The 15,611-nt window shown below is 63.9% G+C and carries 16 protein-coding genes; 7 read left to right on the top strand and 9 right to left on the bottom strand.

Features of this window, described 5'->3' with window-relative positions:
- Nucleotides 1-17: 17 nt before the first annotated feature.
- From AC56LH_RS07500 to AC56LH_RS07515, 4 genes are read right to left on the bottom strand one after another with little or no spacing between them, the layout of a single operon-like run.
- Nucleotides 18-323, bottom strand: coding sequence for a BolA family protein (locus AC56LH_RS07500; RefSeq protein ID WP_499645306.1), 306 nt, complete (start codon nucleotides 321-323; stop codon nucleotides 18-20).
- On the bottom strand, nucleotides 320-952 hold the full coding sequence (locus AC56LH_RS07505; protein ID WP_499645308.1) for a septation protein A: 633 nt from the start codon (nucleotides 950-952) through the stop codon (nucleotides 320-322). Before AC56LH_RS07505 ends, AC56LH_RS07500 begins: the two co-directional genes overlap by 4 nt.
- Nucleotides 953-965: 13 nt before the next feature.
- The gene (msrB, locus tag AC56LH_RS07510; protein WP_183552199.1) at nucleotides 966-1,361 is read right to left on the bottom strand and encodes a peptide-methionine (R)-S-oxide reductase MsrB; all 396 of its coding nucleotides are present in this window, start codon (nucleotides 1,359-1,361) and stop codon (nucleotides 966-968) included.
- Nucleotides 1,362-1,392: 31 nt separating this feature from the next.
- Nucleotides 1,393-2,883, bottom strand: coding sequence for a protein adenylyltransferase SelO (locus AC56LH_RS07515; RefSeq protein WP_499645310.1), 1,491 nt, complete (start codon nucleotides 2,881-2,883; stop codon nucleotides 1,393-1,395).
- Nucleotides 2,884-3,095: 212 nt separating this feature from the next.
- On the opposite strand from AC56LH_RS07515, the gene AC56LH_RS07520 reads away from it, so the two are divergent.
- The gene (locus tag AC56LH_RS07520) at nucleotides 3,096-4,763 is read left to right on the top strand and encodes a 3-(methylthio)propionyl-CoA ligase (protein WP_499645312.1); all 1,668 of its coding nucleotides are present in this window, start codon (nucleotides 3,096-3,098) and stop codon (nucleotides 4,761-4,763) included.
- A 73-nt stretch (nucleotides 4,764-4,836) separates the two neighbouring features.
- A complete protein-coding gene (locus tag AC56LH_RS07525) occupies nucleotides 4,837-5,034 on the top strand; it encodes a YqaE/Pmp3 family membrane protein (RefSeq protein ID WP_343028176.1) in 198 nt (65 codons plus the stop codon).
- An 8-nt stretch (nucleotides 5,035-5,042) separates the two neighbouring features.
- On the opposite strand, the gene AC56LH_RS07530 is transcribed toward AC56LH_RS07525, so the two are convergent.
- Complete coding sequence (locus tag AC56LH_RS07530) at nucleotides 5,043-6,017, bottom strand: IS1595 family transposase (protein WP_499645314.1); 975 nt, start codon at nucleotides 6,015-6,017, stop codon at nucleotides 5,043-5,045.
- A gap of 196 nt (nucleotides 6,018-6,213) precedes the next feature.
- Here AC56LH_RS07530 and AC56LH_RS07535 point away from each other — a divergent pair, with 196 nt between their 5' ends.
- Complete coding sequence (locus AC56LH_RS07535) at nucleotides 6,214-8,304, top strand: 3-hydroxyacyl-CoA dehydrogenase NAD-binding domain-containing protein (RefSeq protein WP_499645316.1); 2,091 nt, start codon at nucleotides 6,214-6,216, stop codon at nucleotides 8,302-8,304.
- Nucleotides 8,305-8,367: 63 nt separating this feature from the next.
- On the opposite strand, the gene AC56LH_RS07540 is transcribed toward AC56LH_RS07535, so the two are convergent.
- Nucleotides 8,368-10,068: an MFS transporter gene (locus tag AC56LH_RS07540; RefSeq protein ID WP_499645318.1), complete on the bottom strand. Its 1,701-nt coding sequence runs from the start codon at nucleotides 10,066-10,068 to the stop codon at nucleotides 8,368-8,370.
- Between the two features lie 223 nt (nucleotides 10,069-10,291).
- Between AC56LH_RS07540 and AC56LH_RS07545 the strand changes: the two genes are divergently transcribed.
- From AC56LH_RS07545 to AC56LH_RS07555, 3 genes are read left to right on the top strand one after another with little or no spacing between them, the layout of a single operon-like run.
- Entirely contained in the window at nucleotides 10,292-10,594 is a 303-nt protein-coding gene (locus AC56LH_RS07545) for a Dabb family protein (RefSeq protein ID WP_499645320.1), read from the top strand.
- A 25-nt stretch (nucleotides 10,595-10,619) separates the two neighbouring features.
- Nucleotides 10,620-11,402 (top strand): SDR family oxidoreductase, encoded by a 783-nt coding sequence (locus tag AC56LH_RS07550; RefSeq protein WP_499645322.1) that lies wholly within the window; start codon nucleotides 10,620-10,622, stop codon nucleotides 11,400-11,402.
- A 34-nt stretch (nucleotides 11,403-11,436) separates the two neighbouring features.
- Complete coding sequence (locus AC56LH_RS07555; RefSeq protein ID WP_499645324.1) at nucleotides 11,437-12,345, top strand: SDR family oxidoreductase; 909 nt, start codon at nucleotides 11,437-11,439, stop codon at nucleotides 12,343-12,345.
- A 15-nt stretch (nucleotides 12,346-12,360) separates the two neighbouring features.
- Here the strand turns inward: AC56LH_RS07555 and AC56LH_RS07560 are convergent, their stop codons facing one another.
- Genes AC56LH_RS07560 through ygfZ form a run of 3 tightly spaced genes read right to left on the bottom strand, consistent with a single transcriptional unit; the run spans nucleotide 12,361 to nucleotide 14,488 of the window.
- Nucleotides 12,361-13,122, bottom strand: a complete 762-nt coding sequence (locus tag AC56LH_RS07560) for an NRDE family protein (protein WP_499645326.1) — start codon at nucleotides 13,120-13,122, stop codon at nucleotides 12,361-12,363.
- Nucleotides 13,113-13,418, bottom strand: coding sequence for a DUF4936 family protein (locus AC56LH_RS07565; protein ID WP_499645328.1), 306 nt, complete (start codon nucleotides 13,416-13,418; stop codon nucleotides 13,113-13,115). The genes AC56LH_RS07560 and AC56LH_RS07565 overlap by 10 nt, the downstream gene beginning before the upstream one ends.
- Before the next feature lie 2 nt (nucleotides 13,419-13,420).
- The gene (gene ygfZ / locus AC56LH_RS07570) at nucleotides 13,421-14,488 is read right to left on the bottom strand and encodes a CAF17-like 4Fe-4S cluster assembly/insertion protein YgfZ (protein WP_499645329.1); all 1,068 of its coding nucleotides are present in this window, start codon (nucleotides 14,486-14,488) and stop codon (nucleotides 13,421-13,423) included.
- Between the two features lie 112 nt (nucleotides 14,489-14,600).
- Between ygfZ and mltG the strand changes: the two genes are divergently transcribed.
- Nucleotides 14,601-15,602: an endolytic transglycosylase MltG gene (mltG, locus tag AC56LH_RS07575; protein ID WP_499645331.1), complete on the top strand. Its 1,002-nt coding sequence runs from the start codon at nucleotides 14,601-14,603 to the stop codon at nucleotides 15,600-15,602.
- The last annotated feature ends 9 nt before the right edge of the window (nucleotides 15,603-15,611 follow it).

Consider the following 15,611-nt stretch of genomic DNA (forward strand, 5'->3'; position numbering starts at 1 on the left):
TGCCTGAAAACCCGCTTTCAGGACAGCTCGGAAGGCGCGATGGCGTTGATAGCCAGTGCGTGGATTTCCGCCTTGTTGATCATATCGTGAACGGCATCATACACAAGACGATGACGCATGACCAGCTTGAGACCCTCGAAGCGCGAGGACACGATTTTCACCGAATAATGGCTGCCGCCGGACGCTGCGCCGGCATGGCCCGCGTGCAGGTGCGAGTCGTCGCTGATCTCGAGCAGCGTAGGGGTCAGCCCGGCTTCGAGCTGGGCGCGCATGCGTGGTTCGCGGTCGCTTTTATCAGCGCTTTGTTCGTTCAGGTTGGTCATGCGTCTTCTTCCTTGATGTATTTGTAGAGCATCATCGTCTGGATCATGATGAAGGCAAAGAATATGGCGGTAAAGCCGAACAGCTTGAAGCTGACCCAGGCGCCGGTATCGTTATGGAAGACCACGAACGCCATCAAGAGGTTCAGCAATCCCATCGCGACGAAGAACACCATCCAGATGTAGCCGATGCGGTTCCACAGTGGCTCGGGCAGCTTCATGTTCGGCTCCATCACCGAGCGGATCAGGTTCTTGCGATAAAACACCTGCGCGATGAACAGGCCCAGCGCGAACGCCCAGTACAGGATCGTTGGCTTCCACTTGATGAACAGGTCATCGTGGAAATAGATCGTGGCGCCGCCAGCGACCACGATCACGCCCAGGGTCAGCCACATCGCATTGTCGACCTTGCGCCCGCGCGCCAGCAGGTAACCGACCTGGCAGACGGTGGCGATGATGGCCACGGCCGTGGCCAGCAGAATCGCCGACTGTGACGGCGGCACGCCGCCGCCCGCAATCAAGGGGCCGAGGTACTCGACGGCCATGCGATGCGCCCAGGCCTGGTTGCTGTCGCCGTATTTATAGACGCCGAAGAACAGCAGGACCGGGAAAAAGTCGAACAGGAATTTCATCGTGCAATCACTCTCAGGCGGGGTCGAACCGCATCGAGGCGGAATTGATGCAATAGCGCAGGCCGGTTGGCGGCGGACCGTCGGGGAACACGTGGCCCAGGTGCGCGTCGCAGACGCCGCAAATGACTTCGGTGCGCACCATGCCGTGCGTGCGGTCGGTTTTCTCGATCACATTGGCCGGGTCGAGCGCGCGGAAGTAGCTGGGCCAGCCGCAGCCCGAGTCGAACTTGGTGTCCGATTCGAACAACGGCGTGTTGCAGCAGACGCAGCTGTAAATGCCGTGCTCGTGGTGGTCCCAGAACTTGCCGGTGAACGCGCGTTCGGTCGCCGCGTGCCGCGTGACTTCGTATTCCATCGGGTCGAGCTGGTTGCGCCACTCGGCGTCGGTCTTGGTGACTTTGTCGGTCATGATGTGGTTTCCTCGTGTCTCGTTGGTGAGTTTATGAAGAGCAGCTTACTTCGAGATGCGCAGCCCAATCGGGCGGCAGCTCGGCGTAGGCGGCGTGTTCTGGTTGTTCGTCGAACGGGCGCTCGAGTACGGCCAGCAGCTTGTGCACGCCAGAAAAGTCGCCGTTCTGGGCCTGTTCGATGGCGGTCTGGGCCAGGTAGTTGCGCAGGATGTACTTGGGGTTGACCAGGTTCATCGCGACGCGGCGCGTAGCATCCACGCTCTGTTCGCTGCGCAGGCGGGTGCGATAGATCGTGGCCCAGGCGTCGAACGAGGCGCGGTCGATGAACAGGTCGCGTAGCGGTTCGTCATGCCCGGGTGCGTCCACCTGCAGGTCACCCAGCAGGCGGAAGAACAGCGTGAAGTCAGCGTGATTCGCCTGCAGCAGTTCGATCGTGTCTTCGAAGAGCTTGGCGTCGCCGTCCTGGCTTTCTAGAAGGCCCAGTTTGCCGTGCATCAGGATGTCCATCTGGCGCCCGAATTCGGGCCGGTAGACGGCGAGCGCTTCTTCGGCTACCTCGGGTTCGCCGATCAGCGGCAGCAGGGCATTGCCCAGCGCGTAGCAGTTCCAGTGGCCGACCGGGACCTGGTTGGCGTACGAATAACGCCCGCCCTGGTCCGTGTGGTTGCAGATATGGCGGGCGTCGAACGCTTCCATGAAGCCGAACGGGCCATAGTCGAGCGTCAGGCCCAGGATCGACATATTGTCGGTGTTCATGACGCCGTGCATAAAGCCCACCGCCTGCCAGTGCGCGATCATGCGCGCGGTGCGGCGCGTGACTTCGGCCAGCAGCGCCGCGTACGGATTGGCCTCGCCGGCGAGTTCGGGGTAAAACTGCCCGATGACGTAGTCGGCAAGCAGGCGCAGCTCGTCCTGGCGGTCTTGCGAGGCCCAGTGCTCGAACGAGCCGAAGCGAACGAACGTCGGCGCCATGCGCGCCACGACGGCGGCCGTCTCGAGCGTTTCACGCGCGATACCCTGCGGCGAGCCGGTCAGGGACAGCGCGCGCGTCGTCGGGATGCCCAGCGCGGCCATCGCTTCGGAGCACAGGAATTCGCGGATCGACGAGCGCAGCACGGCGCGGCCGTCGCCCATGCGGGAATACGGCGTGCGCCCGGCGCCCTTGAGCTGGATTTCCATCGGGCCGGTCGGGGTGGCGATGTCGCCCAGCGTGATCGCGCGACCATCGCCCAACTGGCCGGCCCAGACACCGAACTGGTGGCCGGAATACACGGCGGCAAGCGGTTGCGAACGCGGCGCGACCTTGTTGCCGGTGAAGACGTCGACAAAATCAGGATGCGCGAGATCCTCGACGGTCAGCCCGATCAGGGCCGCCGCAGGTTCGCTGGCCGCAATGAAATGCGGCGCAGGCAGGGGTGTAGGCATCAGGCGCGTGTAAAACGCTGGCGGCAATTCGGCGAAGGAATTGTTCAGTGCGAGTTCGTCGGCAGTAATGGCAGTCCTCGGTAACGTAATCGGCATGGAACGATTTTACCCGACCGCGATGGTATGCGTGATCGGGCACGCCAGTGTGCGCGCGTTACATCCTGTAACGGCAGCGGGTCAGGGCGGGCAGGCGCGGAGTGGCAAGATGACGCACTGCATCATCGAATTGCGTTGACGCCGCGCGCCATCGCGCACGACACTTTCCCCGTTGCTGTTGAGCTTAATCCTCTTTACATCCCGGAGCCCACATGTCTGACTATCCCGTGAGTCCCCTGCAAGGCCAGATGATGGATACACCGTTGCTGGTCTCCGGCATCATCGAATTCGCCGCGCGCCACTATGGCGACCGCGAGATCGTCTCGCGCCGCGTCGAGGGCGACCTGCACCGCTACACGTGGCGCGATGCGGCCGCCCGCTCGCGCCAGCTGGCCAATGCGCTGGACAGCCTGGGCGTCGCCATGGGCGACCGGGTGGCCACGCTGGCCTGGAACGGCTACCGGCACCTGGAACTGTATTACGGCGTCTCGGGCTCCGGCGCCGTGCTGCACACGATCAATCCCCGCCTGCACGCGGACCAGATCGCCTACATCGTCAACCACGCCGACGACCAGGTGCTGTTCTTCGACCTGACCTTCCTGCCGATTGTCACCGCGCTGGCGCGCAGCTGCACGGGCGTCAAGGCCTGGGTGGCCTTGTGCGACAGCGCAGCGCTGCCACGTGACAGTGGCATCGACACATTGCTGTGCTACGAAGACCTGATCGGCGCGCAGAGCGATGACTATGCTTGGCCACAGTTCGACGAACGTTCGGCCGCCAGCCTGTGCTACACGTCCGGCACGACTGGCAACCCGAAAGGCGCGCTGTATTCGCACCGCTCCACGGTCCTGCATGCGTATGCGTCGGCCATGCCGAATGCGCTCAATGTATCGTCGCGCGACGTCGTGCTGCCGGTCGTGCCGATGTTCCATGTGAATGCGTGGGGTCTGCCGTATTCGGTGCCGCTGTCGGGTGCCAAGCTCGTGTTTCCGGGGCCGGCGCTCGACGGACGCTCGCTGTACGATTTGTTCGAAGGCGAGGGCGTGACGTTCTCGGCGGGCGTGCCCACGGTCTGGCTGGGCCTGGTCAACCACGTCATCGAGCATGCTCTGGCGTTCTCCACGTTCCGTCGCACCGTGATCGGTGGTTCGGCCTGCCCGCCAGCGCTGATGGACACGCTGATGGACCGCTTCGGCATTGAGGTCGTGCACGCATGGGGCATGACGGAGATGTCGCCGCTGGGCACGGCCTGCACGTTGAACAGCGCACACCTTGCGCTGCCGCCCGAGCAGCAGCGCGCGATTCTGCGCAAGCAGGGGCATGCCATCTATGGCGTCGACATGAAAATCGTCGACGACGCTGGCGCCGAACTGGCCTGGGATGGCGTGACCTTCGGCCACCTGCTGGTCAAGGGGCCTTGGGTGGTTTCCGGGTATTTCCGCGAGGAGGGCGGCAACGTGCTGGTTGATGGCTGGTTCCCGACGGGCGACGTCGCCACGATCGACGCCGACGGCTATCTGGCGATCACCGATCGCAGCAAGGACGTGATCAAGTCCGGTGGCGAATGGATTGGCACGATCGACCTGGAAAACGTGGCAATGGCGCATCCGGCCGTGCTGCAGGCGGCCTGCATTGGTGTAGCGCACCCGAAATGGGACGAGCGTCCGCTCCTGGTGGTTGTGCGCCGGCCCGGCATGGACGTCACGCGCGACGCGTTGATCAGCTGGTTTGACGGCAAGGTCGCGCGCTGGTGGACGCCGGACGACGTCGTGTTCGCCGACGCGTTGCCCGTCGGCGGCACCGGCAAGATCCAGAAGAACCGGCTACGCGAGACCTATGCTCAGCACCGTCTGCCATCAACGCAGGTTGCCGAAAAATAACTGTGCGACGCATTTCGCGGTGGACGGGTAAAGTTGTGTCACTTTTAACAATTTTCCACTCACAGGAATCCCCATGCGCCTGCTTATCGCCCTTATCTTTCCCTGGCTGACGTTCTTCACGATTGGCCGTCCGATTGCAGGCGTCATCTGCCTGATCCTGCAGATCACGCTGGTTGGCTGGTTGCCTGCCACGATCTGGGCGGTGTACGCGCTGAGCCAGTACAAGACCGACAAGAAGATCGCAGAAGCGAGCCAACGCGGCCAATTCTGATGGCGCAGTCAGCGTTGTCTGTTGATGACGCCGATTGCGATGCAAAACAATTGTTCTGAGTAACTGACCCGTCCGCCATCCAGAGCCCAACGCCAACCCAGGTAATTGGGCAGGTAGCGCGATGCCACGCCGCGAAAGCCCAATAGCCAGGCCTTGAAGCGTCCGTGATACGCGTTCACATTCTGTACGTGGATGGCACGGCTTCCCGCATGCCTGACGCGTACCCCGGCACGCAAATTAACCATCTCGTGCGCAACTTTGTGCTTGCGTGCAAATGCCCGATAAGCGGCATGGCTGTCGCTGACCAGCAGTGCCTGCGGATCAAGTCTGGGCAGCAAATCGCGTTCGAGTTGCGCGACTGTCAGTGCGCCACGGCCAGTGACGGCATTAATAGTTTGGCCATTCCGGTCGCGTGCCACCAAAATGCAGTCGAATTGCCGGGAAATGCCAGGTTTGGTTGCGCGTCCCCCGCGGCGGCGTGGCGGGCGGTCGAGGTTGCGCGAGCCTTTTTGCGATTCGAGCAGGAACGTTTCATCTGCCTCGACGATGCCGTTGAGCGATGCAGGCCGGTCGAGCTTGACCCAGGCAAGAAAGCGGTGACGCCACCGGAATGCCGTATTGCGGTGTACGCCGGCCCGTTCTGCGCCCTTGCGTACGGACAGTGAATGGAGCAGCACCTGCGAATACGCGAGCCATTTGGCCTTGTGCCTGAGCCGCGCCAGTGGCGTGCCGCTCAGGTCGTTGAACGTGCGACCGCAGGCGCAGCAGCGAAAGCGCTGCAGGTCGTTGGCGAAGCCGTGCCGATGACAGCGTTCGTTGCCACAGCTGGGGCAGCAGCGTGCTGGCGCTCTGGCCTGGGCGATCAGCGCCACCACCTGGTCGAGGCCGGCTGCGGGATGCAGGGCCTCAAGTACCTGCCGGCGCTGCGGCTGATTCAGCGCTGACAACTTGGCAAACCAGTTCTTGAAACGGGGCGCTTTCATAGCGACTCCTGACGCTGGGGACAGGCGTTGGACCATGGAATCGCTCATCAGTTCAAACCTTTGCTCTATTTAACGTTGACTGCGCCATTCGGATTGGGTAATCCCCCTCCTGGCTTGCCCGAATAACACGTTCGTTCGTTTATTTGCGGTATAGTTGGCAGCTCGGTCATTCCCACTTTCAGGAGACGAAATCGACATGAGCGCCGACTACCAGGTGCACGGCAGCGTTGCCGTCATCACGCTGAACAATCCCCCCGTCAATGGCCTTGGCCTGGCCACCCGCACCGCAGCCGTTGCCGGCATCCGGCAGGCCGAAGCCGACCCGGCCGTCACGGCCATCGTGATCACCGGCGCTAGCAAGGCGTTCTCGGGCGGCGCCGACATCCGTGAATTCACCTCCCCCAAAGCGCTGACCGAGCCGACGCTGCACACGCTGATCGCCACTGCCGAAAGCGCGGCCAAGCCAGTCGTTGCCGCGATCCACAGCGTGTGCATGGGTGGCGGCCTCGAGCTGGCGCTGGGTTGCCACTACCGCGTCGCCGCGCCGGGCGCACAGATCGCGCTGCCTGAAGTCAAGCTGGGCCTGCTGCCCGGCGCCGGCGGTACGCAGCGCCTGCCGCGCGTGCTGGGCCTGGAAAAAGCCCTCGACATGATCCTCACCGGTGCGCCGGTCGTGTCCGACAAGCTGGCCGGCACGGGGCTGTTCGACCGGGTATTTGATGCGGACGTCGACCTGTTGCCGGCCGCCGTCGCGTTTGCCGAATCGGTCGCCGCCGTCCGGCCGCTGCCAAAAGTGCGCGACCGCGCTGTTGACCACCCGGACGCCGCCGGCTTCCTGGCAGCGGTCCGTGAGCGCGTCGATGCGATGGCCGGCCCATTCCCGGCGCCTCGCGAGTGCGTTGAAACGGTGGCCGCGTCGGTCACGGCTGAAACCTTCGAAGCCGGCTCGCAGTTCGAGCGCGAACGCTTCATGTATCTGACCACGACGCCCGAATCGAAGGCGCTGCGTCATGCATTCTTTGCCGAGCGCGCTGCCGGCAAGGTACCCGGTGTGCCGCCCGACACCCGGCCACGCCCGATCGCCAGTGCGGCCGTGGTGGGCGCGGGCACGATGGGCGCCGGCATCGCGATGAACTTTGCCAACGCCGGCATCCCGGTGACGATTCTCGAAATGAAGCAGGAAGCGCTCGACAAGGGCCTGGCCGGTATCCGCGCCGTGTACGAACGCAGCGTCGCCAAGGGCAAGCTCACGGCCGACAAGCTGGCGCAGCGCATGGCCTCCATCACCGGCACGCTGTCGTACGACGCGCTGGCGCAGGCCGACATCGTCGTCGAAGCGGTGTTCGAGGACATGGCCGTCAAGGAGCTCGTGTTCCGCGAGCTCGGCAAGCTGATGAAGCCGGGCGCGATCCTGGCCACCAACACGTCGTCGCTCGACGTGAATCGCATCGCCGCGTTCACGGGCCGGCCGCAGGACGTGATCGGGCTGCATTTCTTCAGCCCCGCGCACGTGATGAAGCTGCTCGAGATCGTGCGCGGCGCGCAGACCGGTGCCGACGTGCTGGTCACGGCGCTGGCGCTGGCGAAAAAACTCAAAAAGACCGGCGTGGTCTCGGGCGTCTGCGATGGCTTCATCGGCAACCGCATGCTCGAACAGTATCTGCGCCAGGCGTACGACCTGCTGGAAGAAGGCGCGCTGCCGGAACAGGTCGATCGCGCGATCGAGACATTCGGTTTTGCGATGGGGCCGTTCCGGATGAGTGACCTGGCCGGCAACGACATCGGCTGGCATATCCGCAAGCGCCGTGCAATCGAGTCGCCCGATTTTGCCTATTCGAAGCTGCCGGACCTTTTGTGTGAACAGGGCCGTTTCGGGCAGAAGACGGGCGCCGGCTGGTACGACTACCAGGCGGGCGCGCGTGTGGCCACGCCCTCCAGTACCGTCGACGCGATGGTGACGCAGTACTCGGACGAGATCGGTGTGGAGCGCCGCGCCATCCCGGACGCTGAAATCGTCGAGCGCCTCGTGTACGCGCTGGTCAACGAGGGCGCCAAAATCCTCGAAGAAGGCATCGCGCTGCGGGCGTCGGACATCGACATGGTCTACCTGAGCGGCTACGGCTTCCCGCTGCATCGTGGCGGGCCGATGCTGTATGCCGACATGGTCGGGTTGCCTGCCGTGCTGAGGGCGATCGAAGGCTATGCCCACGGGCGCAATGGCGAGGCGTGGACGCCAGCCCCACTGCTGGTGCAGCTGGCTGCGGCGAATGGCGCGTTCAACACCTGAAGTTAAAGTGGCTCGATGCGTGGAGAGCGTCGCACTCCACGCATCGAGCACACAACAAAACGACTAGTCGTTCGCGTAGATATTGTTGTCTTTGGTCTCCCGCACGAACAGCGCACCGATCACGAATGTGGTCAATGCGATGATGATCGGGTACCACAGGCCGTAATAGATATCGCCCTTGAACGCCACCAGCGCAAACGCCGTCGTCGGCAGCAGCCCGCCGAACCAGCCATTCCCGATGTGATACGGCAGCGACATCGACGTGTAGCGGATACGGGTCGGGAACATCTCGACCAGCATCGCCGCGATCGGGCCATACACCATCGTCACATACAGCACGAGGATGAACAGCAGCACGACCAGCATTGGCTTGTTGATCGCGGCCGGATCGGCTTTCTCGGGATAACCCGCGCTGGCCAGCGCCCCGTTGACCTCCTTCTTGAGCGCCGCTTCGCTGGCCTTGGAGGCATCGTTGAAGTTCAGGTTATCCGGCGTCATGACGGCGTTGAACGACTTGAACTCGGTCGTGCCGATCTTGATCGTGGCGACGGTCCCGGCGGGCGCATCGATGCGGTTGTAGCTGACCGAGGCCGCCGTCAGCATGCGCGTGGCGATGTCGCACGATGACGGGAACTTGCGCGTGCCGGTCGCGTCGATCTGGAAGCTGCAGGTGGCCGGGTCGGCCACGACGACCACGGGCGCGGTGCGCAGCGCCGTTTCCAGGGCTGGATTGCCGTAGTGCGTGATGGCCTTGAAGATCGGAAAGTAGGTCGCCGCCGCAATCACGCAGCCGCCCAAGATGATCCACTTGCGGCCGATCTTGTCCGACAGCGCGCCAAAGATGATGAAGAATGGCGTGGCCAGCAGCAGGGCGATGGCGATCAGGATGTTGGCCGTCGGGTCGGCAATCTTGAGCGTCTTGGTCAGGAAGAACAGCGCGTAAAACTGGCCCGTGTACCAGACCACGGCCTGGCCCATCGTCAGGCCGAGCAGCGCCAGCAGGGCGATCTTGGCGTTCTTTGGTTTCAAGAACGCTTCCGACAGCGGCGCTTTCGACGTCTTGCCTTCGGCCTTCATCTTGGCAAACGCCGGCGACTCGTTCATCGACAGCCGGATCCAGACCGAAATCCCCAGCAGCACGACCGAGATCAGGAACGGAATGCGCCAGCCCCAGGCCTGGAATTCTTCTTCGCCGATCAGCGTGCGGGTGCCCAGAATGACGAGCAGCGACAGGAACAGGCCGATCGTTGCGGTGGTCTGGATGAACGCCGTAAACAGCCCGCGCTTGCCGTGCGGCGCATGCTCGGCCACGTAGGTCGCCGCGCCGCCGTACTCGCCGCCCAGCGCCAGACCCTGCAGGATGCGCAGCGTGACGAGAATGATTGGCGCGGCAATGCCGATCTGCGCGTAACTGGGCAGGATGCCGACCAGGAAGGTCGACGCACCCATCAGCAGGATCGTGATCAGGAAGGTGTACTTGCGGCCAATCATGTCGCCCAGGCGCCCGAACACGAGCGCGCCGAACGGGCGCACGATGAAGCCGGCGGCGAAGGCCAGCAGCGCAAAGATGAAGGTGGTATTGGGGTCGCCAATGAAGAACTGTTTGGCGATGATCGTGGCGAGCGAACCGTACAGGTAAAAATCGTACCATTCGAACACGGTGCCGAGCGAGGAAGCAGCAATGACCTTGCGCTCTTCCTTGGTCAGGCCGGCAGTGGTGGTGGGGGGTACGGCGCCGACAGTGTTGCCGGGTGTGATTGCCATGGCTTGTCTCCGTTCATTGTTTTGTGTTTAAGCGGAAAGGCTGATTGTTGGTCAGCCAACCCAATGTGCGCCTCGAACCTTACGCGAATCTTGCAAAATGGGTAGGCCGGAGCCCATGCTGTAAATATGTTTTTCGTACTGTTTTGGCGAACGATCGTGCGCTCGCTATACTGGTTGCGAAGAGCAGGTAACGCTGCCCACCACACCAAAAACAGGAGCACGAATGATCAAGCACATCGTCATGTGGAAACTGAAAGACGCGGCCGAAGGCGCGGACCGCGCAACCAATGCACGCGAGATGAAACGCCGGCTCGATGAATGCGCCGCGATCGTCCCCGGCATCATCACGTTCGAAGTCACGCTGGCCCAGCCTGACCTCGAAGCCACCTACGACATCGTGCTGTATTCCGAATTCGCCGACCGCGCGGCCCTGGCCGCGTATATCGCGCACCCGGTGCACCAGGCCGTGGTGCCGTTCATCGGCGCGATCCGCGAGGGCCGCCAGTGCATGGATTACGAAGTCTGACCACACCGTGTTGACCGGAGGCCGTATGCGCACCACGCAGGAACTGTTTTCACTGGAGGGCAAGACCGCCATTGTCACCGGCGGCTCGCGCGGGCTCGGGCTGCAGATGGCGCAGGCGCTGGGTGAGCAGGGCGCGCGCCTGATTCTCACCTCGCGCAAGCAGGAAGAACTCGACGCCGCCGTCGCCCGGCTGCACGACTTGGGCATCGAGGCGAGCTGCTTTGCGGGCGACCTGTCCGACCCGGCGCATGCAACAAGCCTGGTCGAGACGGCGCTGGCGCGCCTGGGGCACGTCGATATCCTGATCAACAATGCCGGCGCCACCTGGGGCGCACCCGCCGAGGACTATCCGATCGAGGCGTGGGACAAGGTGATGAACCTGAACGTGCGCTCGGTCTTCCTGGTCGCGCAGGCGGTCGGCAAGCTGTCGATGATCCCGCGCCGCTACGGGCGCATCGTCAATATCGCGTCGATTGCCGGCCTGTCGGGCAACCCGCCGGATGCGATGCAGACCATTGCGTACAACACGTCCAAGGGCGCGGTGATCAACTTCACGCGCACGCTGGCCGGCGAATGGGGCCGTCACGGCATCACGGTCAATGCCATCGCGCCCGGTTTTTTTCCATCGAAGATGACAAAAGGTGTGCTGGCCGCTTACGGCGCCGAGAGTCTGGCAGCCGCGGCGCCGCTGGGACGGTTGGGCGACGACGAAGACCTGAAAGGCGCGGTGGTGCTGTTTGCCTCCGACGCCGGCAAGCACATCACGGGACAAATACTGGCGGTCGATGGCGGCGTCACCGCTGTCTGACGCTGTCTGAACGTTTCGGTCAAAGGACAAGACGATGGATGATTTCAAGGGCAAGGTCGCAGTCATCACCGGCGCGGCCAGCGGCATGGGCCGCGAGTTCGCCACCATGGCCGCCAGCCTGGGCATGAAGCTGGTGCTGGGCGACGTGCAGCGCAAGCCACTCGAGAAAGCTGCCGAGGAACTGATGGACGGCGGCGCCGACGTGATTGCGATGGTGTGCGACGTGCGCAAGAGCGCGCACGTGCAGGAGCTGGCCGATTCGGCGATGGCGCGCTTTGGCGCAGTGCACCTGGTATTCAACAATGCGGGCGTTGGCGCCGGTGGCCTGATCTGGGAAAATTCGAAGGAAGACTGGGAGTGGGTGCTGGGCGTGAACCTGTACGGGGTCGTCAACGGCGTGCGTGCGTTCATTCCCGTGATGCTCGAATGCGCGGCCAAGGATCCCGCGTACCGGGGTTACGTCGTCAACACGGCGTCGATGGCGGGGCTGATCAATTCACCGGCGCTGGGCTTGTACAACGTGTCCAAGCATGCGGTGGTGGCGCTGACCGAAACGCTGTATCACGACCTCAAGCTGGTCGATGCGCCGATCGGCACGTCGGTGCTGTGCCCGTACTTCATCCCGACCCAGATCGCCCAGTCGCACCGGCACCGGCCGGACGAACTGCGCACTGACGAGATCATGACGGCCAGCCAGATGGCGGCGCAGGCGCTGACCGAAAAAGCGGTCGGCTCGGGCAAGGTGTCGGCGGCGCAGGTCGCGCAACTGACGTTCGATGCCATCCGCGCTGAGCGCTTTTATGTGTTCTCGCATCCGCAGGCGCTGGGCGCCGTGGCCGAGCACACCGGTGCGCTGGTGCACGGCCGGCAGCCGCCCGACCCGTATGCGGCCACGCCGCATCTGCGGGATATCCTGAAAGCGGGGCTCAAGGGACGGCGCTGAGCGGCCGACCCTTTATCAGGCCGCGGCCTGCTCGCCCGGGACCACGATGCGCTCGTGCAGGTCGGGCGCGCCGTTCAGGTACAGCTTGACCACCGTCGACGTGCGCGTGCCGTATTCCTCGGACTCGATGCAGACCGATGACAGCATCCGCTCCATTTCGAGTGGCACACCCGTTTCCGGCAGGCGCAAATCGGGTGCGCGCGTGGTGTCCGCCAACATTTCGAAGTACGCGTCTTCCGGTGCGCCCTGGCACAAGAGGCTCGCGAACTGCGCTTTCGTGCGCAGCACCTTCGGCCACGGCGCGTCGAGCAAACCGTTCGAGATGCCGTAGATCCGGCCGCGCTCGAGCGGCTGGCCGTTGCGCGGGTCGTGCTGGCCGCGGTTCGAGTACCAGTACAGCGTCTCGCCATCACCCAGCACCAGGTTGTAGCCGTTGTAGTGGTCCGGCTGCGCGGCCAGCTGGGCGACGTAGGCGCCCGCATCGAGCTCGCCAGCCAGGTAGTCGGCCACCAGCGCCCCGCGTGTCGGCGCATTGGGCTGACGCTCGCCTGGGCTGCGGATATTGGTCAACGCGGCAAAGCGCGGGCCATTCGGGCCCGTGAGTGACACGCCCATCCAGCTGCCGCCGCCCTGCAGATCGCGTCCGGCGATCACGTGCGGATGCTCGGGCCAGGGCGCCGCGGGCAGCGCCGGGCGGTCATAGAATTCATCGCGATTGGCGGCGGCAATCACGGGCACGCCAGGGACGACGTGCCATGCAAAGACGATCAGGCACATGGCGGCAACTCCGTAAAGACTTCGACACGACGCGGGCCGGCCAGCAGGGATTCGAATCCGGCCTCGTCGACAGCGCGCGCGAGCGCGGCGGCAAAGCCGGCGGGGACGGACGGGTAGACTTCCATCCAGGTTTGCAAGCCATCCTGGTTACCTGGCCGGCGCTTGAGCTGCACGCTCACGCCTTCGCTGGCGGCGAGGGCCGCCTGCATCGCGCGCACCAGCGGCGCCAGTTGCGCGGTATCGGCGTCGCGCACCTTGTAATACACATACAGGTCGGAGACGGACAGATCGGCCATCGTCAGTCGTCGATCGCGTCGAGGCTGTACGGCATCGGTAAAAAGCTCACACGTGCACCGGTGGCCGAGCCCAGGCGCACTTCTTCGGTCAGCTGCGCCAGCTTGATTTCGACCAGCGCATCGGCGCCACCCATGCCGTTGGGCGCGACGTTGACGACCATGCCGCATGGCTGGCTCGGGTCGAGGGGCGAAAAGACTTCGTCACCGGCGCGTGCATTTGCGTCGTCAATACGGGCCAGCGTCGCGCGGCGCTTGATCTTGCCGAGGTACTTGGTGCGTGCGACGATTTCCTGGCCGGGATAGCAGCCCTTCTTGAAATTGACGCCACCGAGCAGCTCGAGATTGATCATCTGCGGGACGAACTGTTCCTGCGTCGCGGGGCCGACCTGCGGCTCGGCCGCGTGGATCGTCGCCAGTTGCCAGGCCTGGTCGCCGCCAACGGTGAGCTGCGTGCCCAGTGCGGACAGCGCAGCGCTGGCCGTCTCGTCGGACGTGAGCCACAAGTAGCGTGGCGCGCCGAACGCGTCGTTCAGGCGCAGGACGGTGCCGAACGCACCATCGGTCTTGGTCATCGGCGTGGCCGGCAGCGTCGGCACGATCTGCCCGAGCGCTGCTTGTGCACGGGCGCCGCCCAGACCCAGAACCGTGGCGAACGGTGCTGCATCGGTCGCATCGACGAGTTTGGCCTTGGAGCGCATGACGAACATCGACAGCCGTTTCTGCAGCGGCGCCTGGATGGCGCGCGGCAGTTGCAGGTAGACGGCATCGACATCACGCCACATCAGGAAGCTTGCCTGCAGGCGGCCCTTCGGCGTGCAAAAGCCCGCGAAGCGCACGTCCGTCGCCGTCAGGTGCTCGACGTCGTTGGTCAGTTGCGTGTGCAGGAATTTGGCGGCATCGTCACCGCTCACAGCGATCAGGCCCTGCTCGCGTACCGTCGCGATGAAGCCGGCGGTCACATCGTCGAGCGTGAGCTGCGGGCCAATGTCAGCAACCTGCGCAGGTACCGTCAGGTCAGCATGAGCCGGCACCGGCGAAGGCGTGTTCTGGATGTCTGTCTGGGTCGTCATCAAAATCCGCTTATATTTAGGCAATTAGGCTTTATCATTACGGCCTCATTATAGAGTTGTGTGGAAAATCGCGCCGGGCGCGGTCCATTTCGCACGTTGACCGCGCAAACACATGGCACTGATAAAAAAATTACTCGTTACCGGCGTCATCGTTTCCGTCGCTGCCGCCAGCGGCTTCGCCTGGTGGACCAAGCAGGCCTTGCCGGTCCCCGGCTCACCGATTGAATTTTCGATCAACCCCGGCAGCGGCGTGGCCGCCAGCGCGCAGCAGATGGCCGCTGCCGGCGTGCCCGTCAACCCGACGCTGTTCGTGCTGCTGGCGCGCCTGACGGGCGATGCGGGCCGCATCAAGGCCGGCAGTTATGAACTCAAGCCGAACACGTCGCCGCGCGGCCTGCTGTCGCAACTGGTGCGCGGCGAGTTCGCGCAAGAAACGGTGACGATCATCGAAGGCTGGAGCTTCAAGCAGATGCGTCAGGCGATCAGCAGCCACACGCGCCTGAAGCACGATACCGTCAAGCTGACCGACGCTGAACTGATGGCGAAGATCTCGACCGAGTACAAGGATCCGGAAGGCCTGTTCTTCCCCGACACCTACCTGTTTGCGAAGGGCTCGTCCGAAATCGAGATCTACCGCCGCGCGCACCAGGCCATGCTTGCCCACCTGAACGAAGCCTGGGACAAGCGCAACAAGGAACTGCCGTACAAGACGCCGTACGAAGCGCTGATCATGGCCTCGATCGTCGAGAAGGAAACGGGGCAGAAGAGCGAGCGCACGATGATCGCCGGCGTGTTCGTCAACCGCCTGCGCACCGGCATGCTGCTGCAGACTGATCCGACCGTCATCTACGGCATGGGCGACGCGTTCGTCGGCAAGATCGCCAAGAAGGACCTGCTGACCGACACGCCGTACAATACCTATACGCGCAGCGGCTTGCCGCCCACGCCGATCTCGCTGCCCGGCCTGCAGTCGCTGCAGGCAGCGCTCGCGCCGGCCGAGACGCCTGCACTGTATTTCGTCTCGCGCGGCGACGGCACCAGCCAGTTCTCCAGCAATCTGCCGGACCACAACCGCGCCGTGAATCGCTACCAGCGCGGGATCACCACCCAATGACAGAAGGTT

It is taken from the genome of Telluria sp. LT1R51-2, assembly GCF_059685775.1.